Origin of the sequence: Actinomycetospora chibensis, from assembly GCF_028737215.1 — a bacterium.
GTDB lineage: Bacteria > Actinomycetota > Actinomycetes > Mycobacteriales > Pseudonocardiaceae > Actinomycetospora > Actinomycetospora chibensis.
In genome coordinates, this window is record NZ_JAQZAM010000015.1 from 1 (window position 1) to 15,956 (window position 15,956).

17 protein-coding genes and 3 tRNA genes are annotated in these 15,956 nt (G+C 73.7%); 6 read left to right on the top strand and 14 right to left on the bottom strand.

Annotated elements, in window-relative coordinates:
- Positions 1–56 precede the first annotated feature (56 nt).
- The 4 genes from PH189_RS21990 to PH189_RS22005 are packed head-to-tail and all read right to left on the bottom strand — an operon-like array spanning position 57 to position 5,134.
- On the bottom strand, positions 57–1,559 hold the full coding sequence (locus PH189_RS21990) for an ATP-binding protein (RefSeq protein ID WP_274190968.1): 1,503 nt from the start codon (positions 1,557–1,559) through the stop codon (positions 57–59).
- Positions 1,556–3,223, bottom strand: a complete 1,668-nt coding sequence (locus PH189_RS21995; protein WP_274190969.1) for an NAD(P)/FAD-dependent oxidoreductase — start codon at positions 3,221–3,223, stop codon at positions 1,556–1,558. Before PH189_RS21995 ends, PH189_RS21990 begins: the two co-directional genes overlap by 4 nt.
- A gap of 58 nt (positions 3,224–3,281) precedes the next feature.
- Positions 3,282–4,202, bottom strand: a complete 921-nt coding sequence (locus tag PH189_RS22000; RefSeq protein ID WP_274190970.1) for a hypothetical protein — start codon at positions 4,200–4,202, stop codon at positions 3,282–3,284.
- Entirely contained in the window at positions 4,199–5,134 is a 936-nt protein-coding gene (locus tag PH189_RS22005) for a hypothetical protein (protein WP_274190971.1), read from the bottom strand. The genes PH189_RS22000 and PH189_RS22005 overlap by 4 nt, the downstream gene beginning before the upstream one ends.
- Positions 5,135–5,303: 169 nt before the next feature.
- Between PH189_RS22005 and mycP the strand changes: the two genes are divergently transcribed.
- A complete protein-coding gene (mycP, locus tag PH189_RS22010; RefSeq protein ID WP_274190972.1) occupies positions 5,304–6,713 on the top strand; it encodes a type VII secretion-associated serine protease mycosin in 1,410 nt (469 codons plus the stop codon).
- 70 nt (positions 6,714–6,783) lie between these two features.
- Positions 6,784–7,641: a nitrilase-related carbon-nitrogen hydrolase gene (locus PH189_RS22015; protein ID WP_274190973.1), complete on the top strand. Its 858-nt coding sequence runs from the start codon at positions 6,784–6,786 to the stop codon at positions 7,639–7,641.
- Between the two features lie 7 nt (positions 7,642–7,648).
- Here the strand turns inward: PH189_RS22015 and PH189_RS22020 are convergent, their stop codons facing one another.
- Both PH189_RS22020 and PH189_RS22025 read right to left on the bottom strand, forming a co-directional pair.
- Positions 7,649–8,431, bottom strand: coding sequence for a GIDE domain-containing protein (locus PH189_RS22020; RefSeq protein WP_274190974.1), 783 nt, complete (start codon positions 8,429–8,431; stop codon positions 7,649–7,651).
- Positions 8,432–8,548: 117 nt separating this feature from the next.
- Entirely contained in the window at positions 8,549–9,388 is an 840-nt protein-coding gene (locus PH189_RS22025) for a PhzF family phenazine biosynthesis protein (RefSeq protein WP_337994182.1), read from the bottom strand.
- Between the two features lie 314 nt (positions 9,389–9,702).
- Between PH189_RS22025 and PH189_RS22030 the strand changes: the two genes are divergently transcribed.
- Both PH189_RS22030 and PH189_RS22035 read left to right on the top strand, forming a co-directional pair.
- The gene (locus PH189_RS22030; RefSeq protein WP_274190976.1) at positions 9,703–10,476 is read left to right on the top strand and encodes a coniferyl-alcohol dehydrogenase; all 774 of its coding nucleotides are present in this window, start codon (positions 9,703–9,705) and stop codon (positions 10,474–10,476) included.
- Between the two features lie 76 nt (positions 10,477–10,552).
- Positions 10,553–11,368, top strand: a complete 816-nt coding sequence (locus tag PH189_RS22035) for a serine protease (RefSeq protein WP_274190977.1) — start codon at positions 10,553–10,555, stop codon at positions 11,366–11,368.
- 3 nt (positions 11,369–11,371) lie between these two features.
- Here the strand turns inward: PH189_RS22035 and PH189_RS22040 are convergent, their stop codons facing one another.
- Complete coding sequence (locus PH189_RS22040; RefSeq protein ID WP_274190978.1) at positions 11,372–11,578, bottom strand: hypothetical protein; 207 nt, start codon at positions 11,576–11,578, stop codon at positions 11,372–11,374.
- Between the two features lie 195 nt (positions 11,579–11,773).
- Here PH189_RS22040 and PH189_RS22045 point away from each other — a divergent pair, with 195 nt between their 5' ends.
- A complete protein-coding gene (locus PH189_RS22045; protein ID WP_274190979.1) occupies positions 11,774–12,172 on the top strand; it encodes a nuclear transport factor 2 family protein in 399 nt (132 codons plus the stop codon).
- 25 nt (positions 12,173–12,197) lie between these two features.
- Here PH189_RS22045 and PH189_RS22050 read toward each other — a convergent pair whose 3' ends face one another.
- On the bottom strand, positions 12,198–12,572 hold the full coding sequence (locus PH189_RS22050) for a hypothetical protein (RefSeq protein WP_274190980.1): 375 nt from the start codon (positions 12,570–12,572) through the stop codon (positions 12,198–12,200).
- Positions 12,573–12,700: 128 nt separating this feature from the next.
- Here PH189_RS22050 and PH189_RS22055 point away from each other — a divergent pair, with 128 nt between their 5' ends.
- Positions 12,701–12,970, top strand: a complete 270-nt coding sequence (locus PH189_RS22055) for a hypothetical protein (protein ID WP_274190981.1) — start codon at positions 12,701–12,703, stop codon at positions 12,968–12,970.
- A 49-nt stretch (positions 12,971–13,019) separates the two neighbouring features.
- On the opposite strand, the gene PH189_RS22060 is transcribed toward PH189_RS22055, so the two are convergent.
- The 6 genes from PH189_RS22060 to PH189_RS22085 all read right to left on the bottom strand — a co-directional run bounded on the left by PH189_RS22060 (position 13,020) and on the right by PH189_RS22085 (position 15,956).
- Positions 13,020–13,093 (bottom strand) — tRNA-Phe (locus tag PH189_RS22060).
- 31 nt (positions 13,094–13,124) lie between these two features.
- Positions 13,125–13,198: transfer RNA gene (locus PH189_RS22065), tRNA-Asp, on the bottom strand.
- A 19-nt stretch (positions 13,199–13,217) separates the two neighbouring features.
- A tRNA-Glu gene (locus PH189_RS22070) sits at positions 13,218–13,290 on the bottom strand.
- A 74-nt stretch (positions 13,291–13,364) separates the two neighbouring features.
- Complete coding sequence (locus tag PH189_RS22075; RefSeq protein ID WP_274190982.1) at positions 13,365–14,105, bottom strand: TetR/AcrR family transcriptional regulator; 741 nt, start codon at positions 14,103–14,105, stop codon at positions 13,365–13,367.
- Between the two features lie 80 nt (positions 14,106–14,185).
- Positions 14,186–14,356, bottom strand: a complete 171-nt coding sequence (locus PH189_RS22080; protein ID WP_274190983.1) for a hypothetical protein — start codon at positions 14,354–14,356, stop codon at positions 14,186–14,188.
- A gap of 355 nt (positions 14,357–14,711) precedes the next feature.
- Positions 14,712–15,956, bottom strand: coding sequence for a serine hydrolase domain-containing protein (locus PH189_RS22085; RefSeq protein ID WP_274190984.1), 1,245 nt, complete (start codon positions 15,954–15,956; stop codon positions 14,712–14,714).

The following is a 15,956-nucleotide window of genomic DNA, read 5'->3' on the forward strand; positions in this document are numbered from 1 at the left end:
GCGTACGCACACCAAGATCTTGTCAGAGTCGTGCCCGATGATTCGTCAGACACGCCCTAGTCGTCGACGTCGTCGCCCGGCGTCGTCTCGCGGGTCGGACCGTCGATCGGCAGGCACACCTCGAACGTCGTCCCGCCCGGCCCGGTGTGGACGCGGATGTCGCCGTGGTGCTTCTTGACGACGATGCGCCAGGAGATGTCCAGGCCCAGACCGGTGCCCTCGCCGACGTCCTTGGTGGTGAAGAACGGCTCGAAGATGCGCGGGCGCACGTCCTCGGGGATGCCCGGGCCGGTGTCGGAGATCTCGACGACCGCGTTGCGGCCGTCGCGGCGCGTGCGGATCGTCAACGTGCCCGAGCCGTCGCCGGTCGACTTCATGGCGCCGACGGCGTTGTCGATGATGTTGGTCCACACCTGGTTCAGCTCGGCCGCGTACGCCGGGATCTTCGGCAGATCGGGGTCGAGCTCCTTGACCAGCTGGATGCCCTCGAGCTTGCGGTTCATCATCATCAGCGTCGACTTGAGCAGCACCCGCAGGTCGACCTCGTCGAACGGCGCGCGATCGAGCTGGGAGTACTGGCGCGCGGCCCCCACGAGGTTGGCGATGCGCCCGGTGGCGTCGGTGATCTCGCCCATCAGCGTCTCGGTCTCGACGGCGTAGGCGATCCAGCGGACCGCGGCCTCGATCGACCCCTCGGGCACCGCACGCTCGACCTTGTCCAGCCACTCGGCGTCCAGGCCGCCCGCGACCAGGACCGGCGCGAGGTCCCAGGCGCCGGCGACGCTGCGCTGGTCGAGCCAGTCGCCGAGCTCGTCCTCGGCGTCCGAGGCCTCCATCACCGACAGATCCGGGGCGGTCTCGGCCCGGCTGACGGCGTCCTCCTGGAGGTCGACGAGCTGCGCGATCGTCTCGCCGTCGAGCTTGCCGCAGGCCAGCATCCCGAGCTTGTGCCGCATCCCGGCGACCCGGCTGCGCAGCGACTCGGTGGCACGCTGGGCCGCGGCCGCGGGGTTGTTGAGCTCGTGGGTGAGGCCGGCGGACAGCGAGCCGAGGGCGAGCAGCCGCTCGCGCTCGCTGGTGATCGTCGACGTGCGGCGCATGCCGACGACGAGACCCTCGAGAAGGTGGATCGGCAGCGGGAACCACTCGCGCAGCGCCTCGGCCCACTCGGTGGCGGGCAGCGCGAGGAACGTCGCGTCCTGCGTCGCCCGCAGCGAGTGCATGTAGGTCTGCTCGGCGTTCGGGATGTAGGCCTGCGTGGAGCCGCCGTAGGTGCCGCGCTGGCTCGTGCGTGTGGTCTCCACCTCGTCGCCGCGCACCGTCTGCAGCATCGCCATCTCGCCGGAGAGCAGCACCCAGAAGCACGCGGCGGGATCGCCCTCGCTGCAGACGGTCTCGCCGGCGGAGGCCGTGACGACGTCCCCGTGGTGCGCGAGCCAGTCGAGCTGGGCGTCGTCGAGCTTCTCGAACAGGAAGAGCTCCCGCAGCTCGTCGCGGGTGAGCTTCTCGGGAATCTGCTCGGTCCCACCCGCGGAGCGGGCTTCGGAAAGCTCAGTCATCGGTTCTCCAACCATCGGTGCACCAGACTCACGGCCATCGCGCCCTCACCGACCGCGGACGCGACGCGCTTGACCGACTCGGCCCGGACATCGCCGACGGCGAAGACCCCGGGCAGGGACGTCTCCAGGTGGAACGGATCCCGGTCCATTTCCCATCCCGCGGGGCGCCGTCCGTTCGGGCCCCCGGGCAGGTCGGGGCCGGTGAGGACGAAGCCGCGGCCGTCGCGGGCGACGACGCCGTCCAGCCAGTCGGTGCGCGGGGCGGCGCCGATGAAGACGAACAGCCAGGAGGCCTCGACGGTCTCCTCGGCGCCGGAGTTCCTGTCACGCAACGTCAGCTTCTCGAGGTGCTCGGTGCCGGCCGCGCCGACGACCTCGGTGCAGGTGCGGACCTCGATCTTGGGGTTCGCCTCGATCTGCGCGATCAGGTAGTGCGACATGGACGCCGCCAGGGACGGACCGCGCACAAGCATGATCACCCGGCGCGCGTGCCGGGAGAAGTTCATCGCCGCCTGGCCCGCCGAGTTGGCGCCGCCGACGACGTAGACGTCCTGGGCGGCGCACGAGGCGGCCTCGGTGGCGGCGGCGCCGTAGAACACGCCCTGCCCGGTGTGCTCCTCGAGCCCCGGGCAGTCGAGCATCCGGTAGGAGACGCCGGTGGCCAGGACGACGGAGTGCGCGGTGATCTCCGAGCCGTCGTCGAACGTGATCACGCGCGCCCGGCCGCGCGGCTCCAGCGAGGTGACGGTGCGGGTGGTGAGCACCTCGGTGCCGAACTTCTCGGCCTGCAGGCGCGCCCGCGTCGTCAGCTGGTCGCCCGAGACGCCGTTCGGGAAGCCGAGGTAGTTCTCGATGCGGCTCGAGGTGCCGGCCTGCCCGCCCGTCGCCCGCGACTCGACGAGCACGGTGCGCAGGCCCTCGGAGCCGCCGTACACGCTCGCGCCGAGCCCGCCCGGGCCGCCGCCCACCACGACGAGGTCGTAGACCGCCTCGGACGCGGTGGTCGCGAGGCCCGCGGCCTCGACGACCTGGGCGTCGGTCGGCTGGATCAGCGCCGTCCCGTCCTCGGTGATGACCACCGGCAGCTGGTCGGGGTCCGCGCCGGCCGCCTCGAGCAGGCGGGCACCCTCGGGCTCGTCGGCGCGCAGGAAGTCGTAGGAGAGCTGGTTGCGGGCGACGAGGTCGCGCAGCTCGTAGGAGCGCGACGACCAGCGGTGCCCGACGATGCGCACGGGCGCCGACGGGCGGTCCGGTGTGTCGCGCCACGCCGCGAGCAGACTGTCGACCACCGGGTAGAGCTTCTCCTCCGGCGGGTCCCAGGGCTTGAGCAGGTAGTGGTCGAGGTCGACGACGTTGATCGCGGTGATCGCCGCCTCGGTGTCCGCGTAGGCGGTGAGGAGCACGCGCCGCGCACGCGGGAACAGGTCCATGGCCTGCTCGAGGAACTCGACCCCCGACATCCGCGGCATGCGCTGGTCGGCGAGGATCACCGCGACCTGCTCACCCCGCAGCGCGATCTCCTTGAGGGCCTCGAGCGCCGCAGGGCCGGACTCGGCACGCACGATGCGGTGGTGCTCGCCGTACTCACGTCGTAGGTCGCGGGCGACGGCGCGGGACACCCCGGGGTCGTCGTCCACGGTCAGGATCACCGGGCGGGCTGGCACCCCTCCGAGCCTAGGCCCTCGACGGCCCTTCTCGATCGATCGAGAAGGGCACTCCGCCCTAGTCGCTGCTGCTGCTCGACCCTCCGGAGTCGTCCGGGCCCGAGGAGTCACCGGAGCTCCCGGTGTCCCACCACGTCGAGTCCCCGCCGTCGTCCCCGCTGCCCCGGGTCAGCGTCGCGTCGCGCGCCGCGCGGACCTTCGCGTCGAGCTCGGCGCACACCCAGACGACGAAGGCCGCCGCGGCCGGCGAGAGACGCTCGGGGACGCGGGCCTGCGGGTGGACGCGGCCGCGACGGCACGGGCCGAGGCGCACCAGCCAGGCCTCCCCCTCGTCGTCGACCAGCGTGCGCCGCGGCACGGGATGGGTACCGCGGACCTCGAGGTCCAGGCGCCGACCCTCGACCGCGATCTCCCAGCGGCGCCGCCCGGCCGGGCCGGAGCGGCGCGCGACGAACACCGGCCCGTCGGCGCCGCTCGCGGTCATCCGCCCCGCGCGGGCCCGCAGGCGCAGGCGGCGGGCGCCGTCGTCGAGGAAGACGGAGGGGCCGCCGCGGTCCTGGCGGTCGTTCACGGTCACCGCGCCCGGCACGTGGTCGACGTCGACGACGTAGCGCACGGTGTCGCCCGGGCGGCCGGCGTCCTGCGGCCCCGGACGGCGGACGCGCACCGGCTGGCCCGTCCCGTAGGTCCGGACGTCGTCGCGCACGCGCCGGCGGATCGCCGAGACGAGCTGGTGGACCAGGCCCCACACCAGGATCGGGACGAGGACGATCACCGCGGTGAGGACGTTCACCGCGCCGTCGTCGGCGATCCCCGGCTCGGGCGACGGGTCGAGGGCCACCGCGATCGCCGCCGCGACGCCGGCGAGCAGCAGCGCACCCGCCCACCAGAGGTAGCGGTGGTGCCCCAGGCGACGGGGCGACCAGCGGGGCGCGGGGCCGCCGTGGGCCGGGCGGACCGGGTCGAGGGTGGCGGTCACGGGATCCTCTCCTGCTCCTCGTGGCCCGTCCACGTGTCGGCGACGGGCTCCGGTGTCGTGGCACCGACGTCGCGGCCGTAGCTGCGGACGCGCTCCTGGTGGGTCTCGAGCTCGCAGAACAGCCACAGGCAGAACGCCACGGCGTCCGGCGCCAGGTCCTCGGGCAGCCGCCCGTGCGGTCGCAGGCGGGCGGAACGACCGCCGCGCAGCTGGTCGAGCAGCGACGGGACGCCCATCTGCACCAGCCAGGCCGTGCCGTCGGGCTCGAGCAGTGTGCGCCGCGGCACCGCCTGGATGCCGCGCACGTCGCAGGTGAGCCTGCGACCGTCGAGGTCGATCTCCCAGCGGGCGCGGTAGCGGCCGGGGAGCGTGCGGCGGGTCGCCCGGTGGCGGACCGCCCCCGCGCGGACGCTCGCGGTCAACGTCCCCCGTCCGCTGCGCAGGCGCAGCTCCTCGTCGCCGGCCTCGAGGAAGCGGTGACGGCTGCCGTGGGCGGCGCGCTCGACGACCCGCGCGGCGTCCGGGACGTGGTCGACCTCGACGTGCAGGAGGACGTCCTCGGCCGGGCGCCACCAGGAAGGGGCGTCGGGGTGCGGCGGGGGCGCGGCACCGCGGACCGCCTGCCCGGTGCCGTAGACCCGGACGTCGTCGGCGACCCGGCGGCGGAGGGCGCCGACGAGCTCGGCGCCCGTCATCCAGACCAGGACCGGCGCGAGGAGGCCCACCGCGACCACGACGGTCAGGGCGCCGGCGTCGGTGATGCCCGCGTCCGGCGAGTCGGCGGACCCGACGGCGAGCGCGACGGCGAGGGCCGCGAGCAGCACCGACCCGGCCCACCACAGGTAGCGGTGGTGGCCCAGCCGAGCCGGGGACCACCACGCGGCGGGGCCGCCGCCGGCCGGGTCGGGCTCGCGGGTCGTCGTCGCGGACATCGTTCTCCTCCCTCGCCGGCCAGCCTGATGGCTACAGAGAGATACGACAAGTTCGGACTATAGGCCGAACGGCTGGACGAGGCCGACAGGGCGCCGACGAGGGCCACGGTGCGTGCAGCTTCCGCCGAACGGCCCCGGCGATCCGCCCGGGCGCCCTACCATCCGCGGCGTGGGGGGGATCGCCTGTCGAGCGGTGCGCGGGATCGGGGCGCTCGTCGCGGCAGCCCTCGTCGTGCTCGGCCCGGCGGTCGTCCCGGCCGGTGCCGCTCCCGCGCTCCCCGTCGATGCGCCGGTCCCACCGCCTCCCGACGCGCGGGCGCTCGCTGCCCTCGACCCCGAGCCCCACCCGTTGCCCGGAGTGCAGTCCCGCGTCCCGTGCGTGCGCCCGGCCCGCGGCGGCGTCATCCCCGGGGCGCCCTGGGGCCAGCAGCGTCTGCGGTTCACCGACGCGTGGCGCTTCACCCGCGGCGCGGGCCAGACCGTCGCGGTGATCGACACGGGCGTCAGCCCGCACCCACGGCTGGCGGGCCGCCTCGTCGACGGTGGCGACTTCGTCGGCCGCGCGGGCGGGCTGCTCGACTGCGACGGTCACGGCACCCTCGTCGCCGGCATCATCGCCGCGGCGCCCGACCCGGCCACGGGCTTCGTCGGCGTCGCCCCCGACGCGCGCGTCCTCTCGATCCGCCAGTCGAGCCTGACGGTGAGCACGACGAGCCCGGACGGCACCGCCGGCACGGGCGGCGGGAACGTCGACACCCTCGCCGAGGCGATCGTGCGCGCGACCCGTCTCGGCGCCACCGTCATCAACGTCTCCGAGGCGGCGTGTGTGCCCGCGGCCGGTGCGGGGCCGGCGCTCGCGCCCCTGCGTGCCGCGGTGCGCGCCGCGGTCGACGCCGACGTCGTCGTCGTGGCCGCCGCGGGCAACGCCGGCTCGGGAGCGTGCACCCAGGGCGCCGACGGGCAGGGCGCCGGCCAGGTCGTCGCGCCGGCGTGGTTCGGCGACGACGTGCTCTCGGTCGGCTACACCCGTCGCGACGGCCTGCCGTCGCCGCTGAGCCTGCGCGGGCCGTGGGTGTCGCTCTCCGCGCCCGGCTCGGAGATCGTCTCGCTCGACCCGGCCGGCCCCGGGGTCGTCGACACCGTGGCCCCGATCGGCGCCGATCGCAGCGTGCCGATCGAGGGTACGAGCTTCGCGGCCCCCTACGTCAGCGGCGTGGTCGCGCTGGTCCGCGCCCGCTATCCGGGTCTCGACGCCCGCCAGGTGATGGCGCGCGTCACCGCGTCGGCCGACCGTCCCGGCGGCGCGCCCGCATCCGGTGGGGCCCACGACGACGCGGTGGGCGCGGGCACCGTCGACCCCGTCGCGGCGGTCGCCGACGTCCGTCCGGACGAGTTCACCGGCGACGGTCCGGTGTCGGTCTCGCCCGCGGGGGCGGGCCGGGTCGACCTGAGCGACGGCCGCGATGCACACTCCGGATCGCGCACGGTGGCGCTGGCCGGATCCGCAGCCGCAATGGCGCTGCTGGGCGGAACCGGTCTGATCGTCCTCGTCGCGCGACGGGCACGTCGGTCGCGCTGAGGCGGCCGGCGGCCCGGGTGGAGTCCCCGTCCCCCCACGCCGCGTGCGGCGACGATCCCGAGGAGCCCGCGTGCGCATCACGCTCGCCCAGACCGACGCCACGCTCGGGGACGTCGACGGCAACATCAAGCGCACCGAGCGCGTGGTCGCCGAGGCCGCCGACGCCGGCTCGGACCTCGTGGTGTTCCCCGAGCTCGCGCTCTCGGGCTACCAGGTGGGCGACGTCCCGCACGACCTGTCGATGGCCCCGGACGACCCCCGGCTGCTGCGGATCTCCCAGCGCGCAGGCGGCGCGGGGGTGCTCGTCGGGTTCCCCGAGGCCGGCGGCCACGGCCTGCACACCTACAACAGCGCGGGCTACTACGAGGACGGCAGGCTCGTCCACACCCACCGCAAGCTCTACCTGCCGACCTACTCGACGTTCGAGGAGCGCAAGCACTTCCTGCCCGGGCAGCACTCGCGGGCCTACGGCGTGCGGGGCGGGCGGCACCGGGCCGCCACGCTCATCTGCAACGACGCCTGGCAGCCCCAGGTCGCCTTCCTGTCCACCCAGGACGGCGCGCACATCCTGCTCGTCCCGGCCAACTCGGCGCAGTCGATGTCGCCCGAGCGCTACGACTCCAAGGAGTACTGGCGCAACATCACCACGTTCTACGGGCGCATCTACCAGCTGTTCGTGGTGTTCGTGAACCGCGTCGGCGTCGAGGGCGGCCTGACGTTCTGGGGCGGCAGCCACATCGTCGACCCCTGGGGCGAGGTCGTCGGCGAGTGCGGCGAGGGCCCCGAGGCCGAGGAGACCTGCACGATCGACATCGACCTCGCCGACGTGCGCAGGCGCCGCCGGGACATCCCGCTCGTGCGCGAGGCCCGCCTCGGCCTGCTGCGCCGCGAGATCGACCGTCTCCTCGACGAGGGCGGGGACCTGTGAGCTTCGCTCACAGCAGTCCGACGACGACCAGCACGATCCCGAGGACGGCGACCGCCGAGCCGCCCCACGCCCACCAGCGCTGGGCGCCGGCGGCGGAGGCCTTGAGCTCCTCCTCGGAACGCGTGGACACGATGAAGGGGTCCGACGACGACTCCGGCTTGCCGATCACCAGCGGGCCGATGCGGTCGTGGACCTCGCCCAGGACGTAGAGCCGCTGTCCCGGGCGGATGACCCACTCCGTGTAGGTCATGCCGAGGGACTCGGTACCGCCGTTGAAGAAGCCGCCGTTGAAGAAGCCGCCGCCGCTCGGACCCGGGCTGCCGGGGACGAAGTTCTCGTGGACCTTCTCGGGACGGTCGGGCGCGACGCCGTTCGGGTCGACGCCGATGATCCCGGAGTCGTCGACCAGCGCGTAGCCCTGGCGCGAGGTGTCGTCGAGGACGGTGTCGTTCTTCTCCCGGCGCCGCCAGTCGCCGTCGGAGTCGCGGTACTGCTCGCTGTACTTGTGGACGACCGTCTGGCGGTACCACACGCACTCGACGCCGCTCTGGGGCGCGCGCAGCGGGCCGTCGGGGTGCGGGTGCGCCGCGCCGACCACCTCACAGACCTTGCGGAAGCCCCCGACCGTCCCGAGGTCGGCCAGGGTGCGCCGGTGCTCCTCGAGCTCCGCGATCGGCAGGGTCTCGGCCGCGATCATGGCGTGCCGGCGCGCCCTGGTGCGCTGCGCCATCAGGAAGCCCGCCGCCCCGAGGGCGACGAGGATGAGACCGACGATCCACACGGCTGCCACTCCCGCTGTCCCCGGCCGGCGAGGCTCGCCGACTCCGCTCACAGAGAGTGACACACGGCGGGATGAGGCGCCAGTAAGAGACCTCTGAGGGGTGAGCCGCCTACCCTCGGTGAGAAGTCAGATCTTCGTCGCCTCGGCGAGGAGTTCGCCACGGCTGACGGTGACGGCGTCACCGCGCAGGTAGACGCGCTCGCCCGCGAGCTCGACGCCGACCTCACCGCCGCGCGGGGAGAGCTGGGCGCCGATCAGGCGGTCCCGGCCGAGCCGCGACGACCAGTACGGGGCGAGGCAGCAGTGCGCCGAGCCCGTCACCGGGTCCTCGTCGATCCCCACCGCGGGGGCGAAGAACCGGGAGACGAAGTCGGGCGCGCCCGGCGCCGGGTCCTCCTCGGCGCGGGCGGTGACGATGACGCCCCGCCCGCTGGCCGCCCGCAGCACCGAGAGGTCCGGCTCGAGGTCGCGCACCTCCGCCGCCGAGGGGATCTCGACGAGCACGTCGTAGCGGCAGCGGGCGATCTCGACGATCGCGGCGCCCAGCGCGTCGGCGAACTCGTCGGCCAGGTGCCCGTCCGGCAGCGCGGAGACCGGCTCGTCCACGGGGAAGTCGAGCTGGATGCCTCCGCCCGGCAGTGCCTCGGCCCGCAGCACGCCGGAAGCGGTGCGGAACGCGATCGGCGACTCGGCGAGGCCCTGCTCGAACAGGACGTGCGCGCTCGCGAGCGTCGCGTGGCCACAGATCTCCACCTCGACGGTCGGGGTGAACCAGCGCAGGCCCACCTCGCCCGTCGTCGCGAGGGACGAGAGGTCCACGAACGCCGTCTCGGACACGTTCACCTCGGCGGCCACCGCCTGCATCCACGCGGCGTCGTCGGCGTCGGTGAGACACACGCCTGCCGGGTTGCCGGTGAAGGGCGAGGACGTGAAGGCGTCGACGAGGAGGAGCTGCACGGCCTCCATGGTGCCGTGTGGGACGCCGCTCGGGCAGTCGGACCTGTCGACGCCCGGTGACACGGCTCCGCCGCCGGGCCGGGTGGTCTCCGGCGCCGCTCCGACCTCGGGGGGCTGGGACATCGCGGGCTCCGATCCGGTGACCGTCACGTGCGGACCGACCGTCACATCCCACTCGCCCGGCAGCAAGCATCCGCACCCCGACGGCCCAGGATCGACACCAGGAGCGACCGGAAGATCACGGCGTGCCGCATCCGGTGGGCAGGAGGTCGATCGGGGACTGCCCCGACGGGGTGACCCGGACCCGCCGCTACCGTGCCGTCATGAGCACGGTCTTCCTCGTCACCGGCGCCTCCTCGGGGGTGGGACGAGCGCTCGCCCAGTTCCTGGGCCGCCACGGGGTGTCCGTCGTCGGGCTCGACCGCCGCGATCCCCCCGACCGCGAGGTGTCGCACATCCCCTGCGACCTCGCGGACCCGTCGTCGATCGACACCGCCGTCGACCGCCTCGATGGGCAGGTCGACGCGCTCGCCAACGTGGCCGGCGTCCCGGGAACGGCGCCGCTCGAGACCGTGCTGTCGGTGAACTTCCTGGGCATGCGCCACCTCACCGAGCGCCTGGTGGGACGTATCCGGCGCGGCGGCTCGGTGGTCAACGTGTCGTCGTCCGAGGGGCGCCACTGGGTGGCACACCTCGCGGAGCTGCGCCCCCTGCTCGCCACCCGCACGTTCTCGGAGGGCCTGCGCTGGTGCCGGGAGCAGCGTCCCGACCGGCCGATCTACGAGGTCTCCAAGGAGGCCGTCCTCGCCTACACGACGGCCTCGTCGACGCTGACCTGGGCGGACGGGGTGCGGATGAACGCCGTGGCCCCCGGCACCGTGCGGACGCCCTCGCTCCCCGAGGTCGAGCGCTCCACCGACCCGCGACGTCTCGCCCGTCAGCGCACTGCGGCGGGCCGGGACGCGGAGGCGGCGGAGATCGCGTCGGTGGTCGCGTTCCTGATGTCGAACGAGAGCCGCTGGGTCAACGGCCAGACGCTCGCCGCTGATGGCGGGGTCTCCGCGGCGACCACCTGGGCAGCGCTGCAGTCGCGCTGAACCCGTTCGTGCGTCACCCGACCGTGGGTGACGGCGTTGGTCCTCGTGGACGCGACGGACGCCCCGGGGAGACCACATGCCTGCACGACGCTCGGCCCGCCGCACCCTCGCCGCGCTGGTGACGGGTGCCGCCGTGGCGGCGGGGGCCTGGCTCGCCGTCGCGCCCGCGGTGGCCGCTCCGGGTGACGAGCCGGTGCCCACCGCCCCGGGCGTCCACCCCGGCGTGCAGACGCGCACCGACGGCGCGCAGTGCACCTCGAACTTCGTCTTCACCGACGGCGTCGACACCTATCTCGGGCAGGCCGCGCACTGCTCGGGCACCGGGAGCCCGGACCAGGTCGACGGCTGCACCGCGGGCTCGCTGCCGCTCGGCACGCCGGTGGAGATCGCCGGGGCGAGCCGCCCGGGCACCCTGGCCTACAACTCCTGGCTCGCGATGCAGGACGCCGGCGAGAGCGACCCGGACGCCTGCGCCTACAACGACTTCGCCCTCGTGCGCCTCGACCCCGCCGACGCGGCGGCCGTCACCGCCGCCGTGCCGTTCTTCGGCGGCCCGACCGGCGTCGACATCGACGGCACGCGTCCCGGCCAGATCGTGCGCAGCTACGGCAACTCCGAGCTGCGCGGCGGCGTCACCCTGCTGAGCCCGAAGATCGGCACCGTCGTCGCCACGCGGGGCGGCGGCTGGAGCCACGACGTCCTCACCGCCACCCCGGGCATCCCCGGCGACTCGGGCAGCGCGTTCCTCTCCCCCGACGGCACCGCCCTCGGCGTGCTCTCCACGCTGCAGTTCGCGCCGGTGCCCGCGAGCAACGGCGTGAGCGACCTCGCGCGGATGCTGGACTACGCCCGTGACCACGGCGCCGGCGAGCTCCGGCTGGTCACGGGCTGACCGTCAGCCGCTGAGGACCTTGCGTCGCCGCCCGGCGCCACTGCGCGCGGCGGCGACCGGCGGGGCCGGGTACGCGGACGCCCGGCGCCGCGCCTCGGCGGCCAGACGTTCCGAACGCGTCGTCCACCGCGTCGCCACCAGGTACATCGGCAGGCCGATCACCACCACCGAGATGAGCAGGAACGCCCCGATCGCCACGATCCACTCCACGCCGGCCCCCCTTCGACTCCACGACCGGTTCGGGGACCGTGTCGCTCGATCGGGTGACGGTGTTACGAGTGTTCTCCCCGGCATCGACGAACGTCCGCGCGTCTCGACGTCCGGCGTGGAGCACGGGACGAACGGTCGGCGGGGGCCTCTCCCCCGGTCGTTGACGACCGGGGCGGTGCCCGCGACGCTGCCGCGGTGGCGCACCCCAACGAGGTCTTCGTCCGCGAGCTCTACGCGGCGATGGACCGGGGCGACGGACGCGCGCTCGCGAAGGCGCTCCGGTCGGACACGCGGTGGGTGATCGCCGGCGCGGGGACGCTCGCCGGGACGTACACCGGCCCGGACGCGATCTTCACGTTCTGGCGCCGGATGGCGGAGGAGACCGGTGGCGGGCTGCGCCTGGCGGTGCTCGACGTCCTGGCCAACGACGCCCGCGCCGTCGCCCTGGTCGACGTCACGGGCGTGCGCGGCGACCGGACGTTCGCGTCGTCCCATGTGGTGGTCTTCGAGATCGACGGGCGCCAGGTGCGCGAGGCACGGTTCATCCACGAGGACCAGGCGGCCTACGACGCGTTCATGGGGTCGGGCTGCTGACGGTCGGGCCAGCTCTTCAGCCTTCTCAGACGATCCGCTGGTCGGTGTTGGCGCGCGCACGTCCCCGCCCGAGCTCGCCCCGGACGAGCACGATGGCAACGATCGCCAGGAGGACGAACACCGCCGACACGACGTGGGTGCCGATCGGGATACCGGGGGCGAAGAAGGACGCGAGCGCGGCGAGCGCCGTGACCCCGATGAGCACCACGGCGACCCACATCGCGATGCGGGGACCGCGTCCGGAGGCCCACAGCCCCAGCGCGATGAGTGTCCCCAGCCCCACGATGATTCCGAACGCCATCTGGTCGCCCGGCACACCGGCCAGGAACGAGTACGCCAGCTCGAAGAGCCCGAGTACGGCGAGCAGACCCACGCCGATGGTGACGGTGCGACTGGCCACTGGTGGCCCCCAGAGCTCGGTGCGGGCTGTTGGGACACCCGGCAGCGGATCGCCAGTGTCACGTTCGACCGGCCTTGGAGCCATCTCGTTCACCTTTACGGCGTAGTCAACGATCCGATCCGCCCGCGATGATCGACGAAGAGCCACAACGAGGCTCGGTGCGCGTGCTGGCCGACTGGGTGTCTCCTCCCTCGGTGGCGCAGGTTCGCCTCGCACGGGTCGGTCGTGCGAACGCAAGGGCATGCCCACGTGGCGGGACGGAGATCGTTCTGCTCGAGGCCCAGGACGAACAACAGGCCGCCGCGAGCCGCTGGGCGGATCACGACCTCTTGTTCCCCTCGACGGTCGGCACGCCGGAGCCGCGGAACCTCAACCTGCTGAAGTCGTCGCTGGAGTAGCCCACTTCAAGCACGAAGCCCACCGCGCGTTTCCGCTGGTGGGCAGGGGTGGCCAGGGGCGGGGTCGAACCGCCGACCTATCGCTTTTCAGGCGATCGCTCGTACCGACTGAGCTACCTGGCCAAGAGGTCGAGGAAGAACCTCGACCGTGGAGCGACCCAGACGGGACTCGAACCCGCGACCTTCGCCGTGACAGGGCGACGCGCTAACCAACTGCGCCACTGGGCCTTGATCGTGCTGACTACCGTACCCCCAACGGGATTCGAACCCGCGTTGCCGCCTTGAAAGGGCGGAGTCCTAGGCCGCTGAACGATGGGGGCGCGACCCTCTGGCTGAGGACCCTACCCGCCAACGGCGTACCCGTTGGGAGCGGACCAAGCATAGGTGACGGAGCTCAGACGTCCGCCACCCACCCCCTCCCATCCCGCCGGTCGTCGAGGAGGTGCGGCCCGAGCACCGCCGCCATGCCGCCCTCGGCCTGCCAGCCCTCGAGCCACTCGGGGACGGCGGCGCAGCCCAGCAGCAGCTCCCAGTTCTCGCACACCCGGCGGCCGAGGTCGGCGAGGTGCGAGACGCCGAGCGAGACGACGAAGGCGCCGGCCCCGGTGTCGACGGCCATCCGCGAGAACGACACGGGGTCGATGCCGGGGCGCAGGATCTCCTCCTCGGCGGCCCGGGTGAACAGGTCGCGGAAGACCTCCTCCCAGTACCGGAAGGGCCACCCGGGACGGTGGGGCCCGGCGAAACCCTCCGTGGAGAGCCGCTGGCCGGCCCGCATCACGGACCCCGTGAGGGCGTCCTGGACCTCGCGGGTGACCTGGGCCGCGGTCCGCAGGGCGTCGAGGCCGAGCGCGTTGCTGCGATCGACGAGGTCGTGGCACAGCAGGTCCATCTCGTCGACCACGGCGAGCGCGATGCTCTCCTTGGAGACGAAGTGGAAGTAGAGGGCGCCCTTGGTGACCTTGCTGCGCTCGAGGATCCGCGAGAGCGAGGCCTCGTGGTACGAGGACCCGGCGAACTCCTCCGCCGCCGCGGTGAGGATCGCCCCCCGGGTCGCCAGCGCCCGTGCCTGGCGCGGCACGACCCCGCGCGTCCCGGCGGGATCACGCGATGCGGCCTCGTCATGGTCGGACATCGGCGGTCACGCTAGCGCGGCAGCGGCCCGGGGAGAGCCGCCCACGCGCAAAGCCGTCTCGGCTCGGACGAATTTTCGGGTCAGCGTCGGACGGGAGGCGGGTCGCCCCCCTCGCCGATGAGTCCGAGCATGTCGAGCAGTTCGCGGCAGTCCTCGGAGTCGAGGGAGTTGCGCGCCACGGCGATCCGGGCGCGGTGCACCTGGTCGTCGCTCACCCCGTAGACATCGGCGGCCGTGCGCTGGGCCGGCACCGTCGGCTCGTCCGGCGCGGTGCGCTCGGGATGCGGTCCGTTCGGTCGTCGGCGAGGTCCTGATGTCGCGTTCATGCTGGCTCCCGGTGGCCGCCTGGTCCCGACCCGCTGCCACAGCTCACGCGGCGGGATCACCCGTGACGGCGATGGCGCCGGTCACTGGCTGTGCCCGATGCCGTCCCTCGTCCGAGTCGCGACGACGCTACCCAGCCGCCCGCACCAACGCAGCCCCCTTCCCGAGTGACGATCGGAAAGATTTCCGTGCACCCGCTTCGTCCCGATCCGGTCACGCAGCGCAACGATCGGGGCCGGCACGGTGGCCGCGCACCCGGCCGTGCGCCTCGCGCGGACGCTCTCAGTCGATCAGTGCCTGGTAGACGAGGCCGCGCAGCTGCGTGCGGATGGGGTGCGCGCTCGAGGGCAGCAACTGGGTGAAGAACATCGCCGAGATGCGCTCGAGGGGATCGACCCAGAACGCGGTGCTCGCCGCCCCGCCCCACGCCATCTCGCCGGGGCTGGCGGGCGTGCGGTAGCGGACGGGATCGGTCACCACCGAGAACCCGAGGCCGAACCCGACCCCGTCGAACGGCATCTCGGCGAACAGGGGCCGCCCGACCTGCTCGAGGTCGAGGCCGCCGGGCAGGTGGTTGCGGCCCATGTAGTCGACGGTGCGGCTGCCGAGCAGGCGGACGCCGTCGACCTCCCCGCGACCCAGCAGCATCCGGGTGAACCGGTGGTAGTCCCCGGCCGTCGAGACGAGCCCGCCCCCGCCGCCGAGCCAGGTGGGCTCGAGGGCCTCGCGGGCCAGGGCGCCCATGCCGGCCGTCTCGGCGAGCAGGGCACGGCCCGTCGAGGGGTTCTGGAGGTACAGGGCGGCGAGGCGGTCGGGGTCGTCGACGACGAAGCCGGTGGCGTCCATGCCGAGCGGTCCGAGGACGTTCTCCTCGAGGAACGCGTCGAGCGGCTGGCCCGCGACGACCTCGATGAGTCGGCCGAGGACGTCGGTGGCGTGGCTGTAGTTCCACTCCGAGCCGGGCTGGAACACCAGGGGCAGCTTCGCCCACGCCTCGACGCAGCCGGCGAGGTCGAGGCCCGCGGGCGCGGACCACTCGAAGCCGGCGGCGCGGTAGAGCTCGTCGACGGGGTGGGCGTGGTGGAAGCCGTAGGTCAGCCCGGCGGTGTGGGTCAGCAGGTGCCACACGCGGATGGGCTCGGTGGCCGCCTCGAGCAGCGGCTTGCCGGACGAGCCCTTGACGTACACCCGCGGCTCGGCGAACTCGGGCAGCCAGCGGCTGATCGGGTCGGTGAGCTCGAAGAGCCCGCGCTCCCAGAGCATCATCGCCGCCACCGAGGTGATCGGCTTCGACATCGAGTAGATGCGCCAGCGGGTGTCGTCGGTGACCGGCAGCCCGGCCTCCGCGTCCCGGTGCCCGGCGCTCGACGAGTGCACGACCTTCCCGTCGCGGGCGACCACCGCGTGCCAGCCCGCGAGGCGCCCGTCGTCGACGTACCGGGTGAAGTGCTCCTCGATGCGGTTCAGTCGCGCCGGGTCGAAGCCCAGCTCCTCGGGATCGGCCTCGATCTTCAGGGGGCTGCTCAC

What these genes read in the sequence shown, in the direction of transcription:
- PH189_RS22075 (WP_274190982.1), bottom strand. Translation starts at nt 14,105, where the DNA reads ATGTCCGACCATGACGAGGCCGCATCGCGTGATCCCGCCGGGACGCGC.
- PH189_RS22005 (WP_274190971.1), bottom strand. Translation starts at nt 5,134, where the DNA reads ATGTCCGCGACGACGACCCGCGAGCCCGACCCGGCCGGCGGCGGCCCC.
- PH189_RS22025 (WP_337994182.1), bottom strand. Translation starts at nt 9,388, where the DNA reads ATGGAGGCCGTGCAGCTCCTCCTCGTCGACGCCTTCACGTCCTCGCCC.
- PH189_RS21990 (WP_274190968.1), bottom strand. Translation starts at nt 1,559, where the DNA reads ATGACTGAGCTTTCCGAAGCCCGCTCCGCGGGTGGGACCGAGCAGATT.
- PH189_RS22035 (WP_274190977.1), top strand. Translation starts at nt 10,553, where the DNA reads ATGCCTGCACGACGCTCGGCCCGCCGCACCCTCGCCGCGCTGGTGACG.
- PH189_RS22030 (WP_274190976.1), top strand. Translation starts at nt 9,703, where the DNA reads ATGAGCACGGTCTTCCTCGTCACCGGCGCCTCCTCGGGGGTGGGACGA.
- PH189_RS22055 (WP_274190981.1), top strand. Translation starts at nt 12,701, where the DNA reads ATGATCGACGAAGAGCCACAACGAGGCTCGGTGCGCGTGCTGGCCGAC.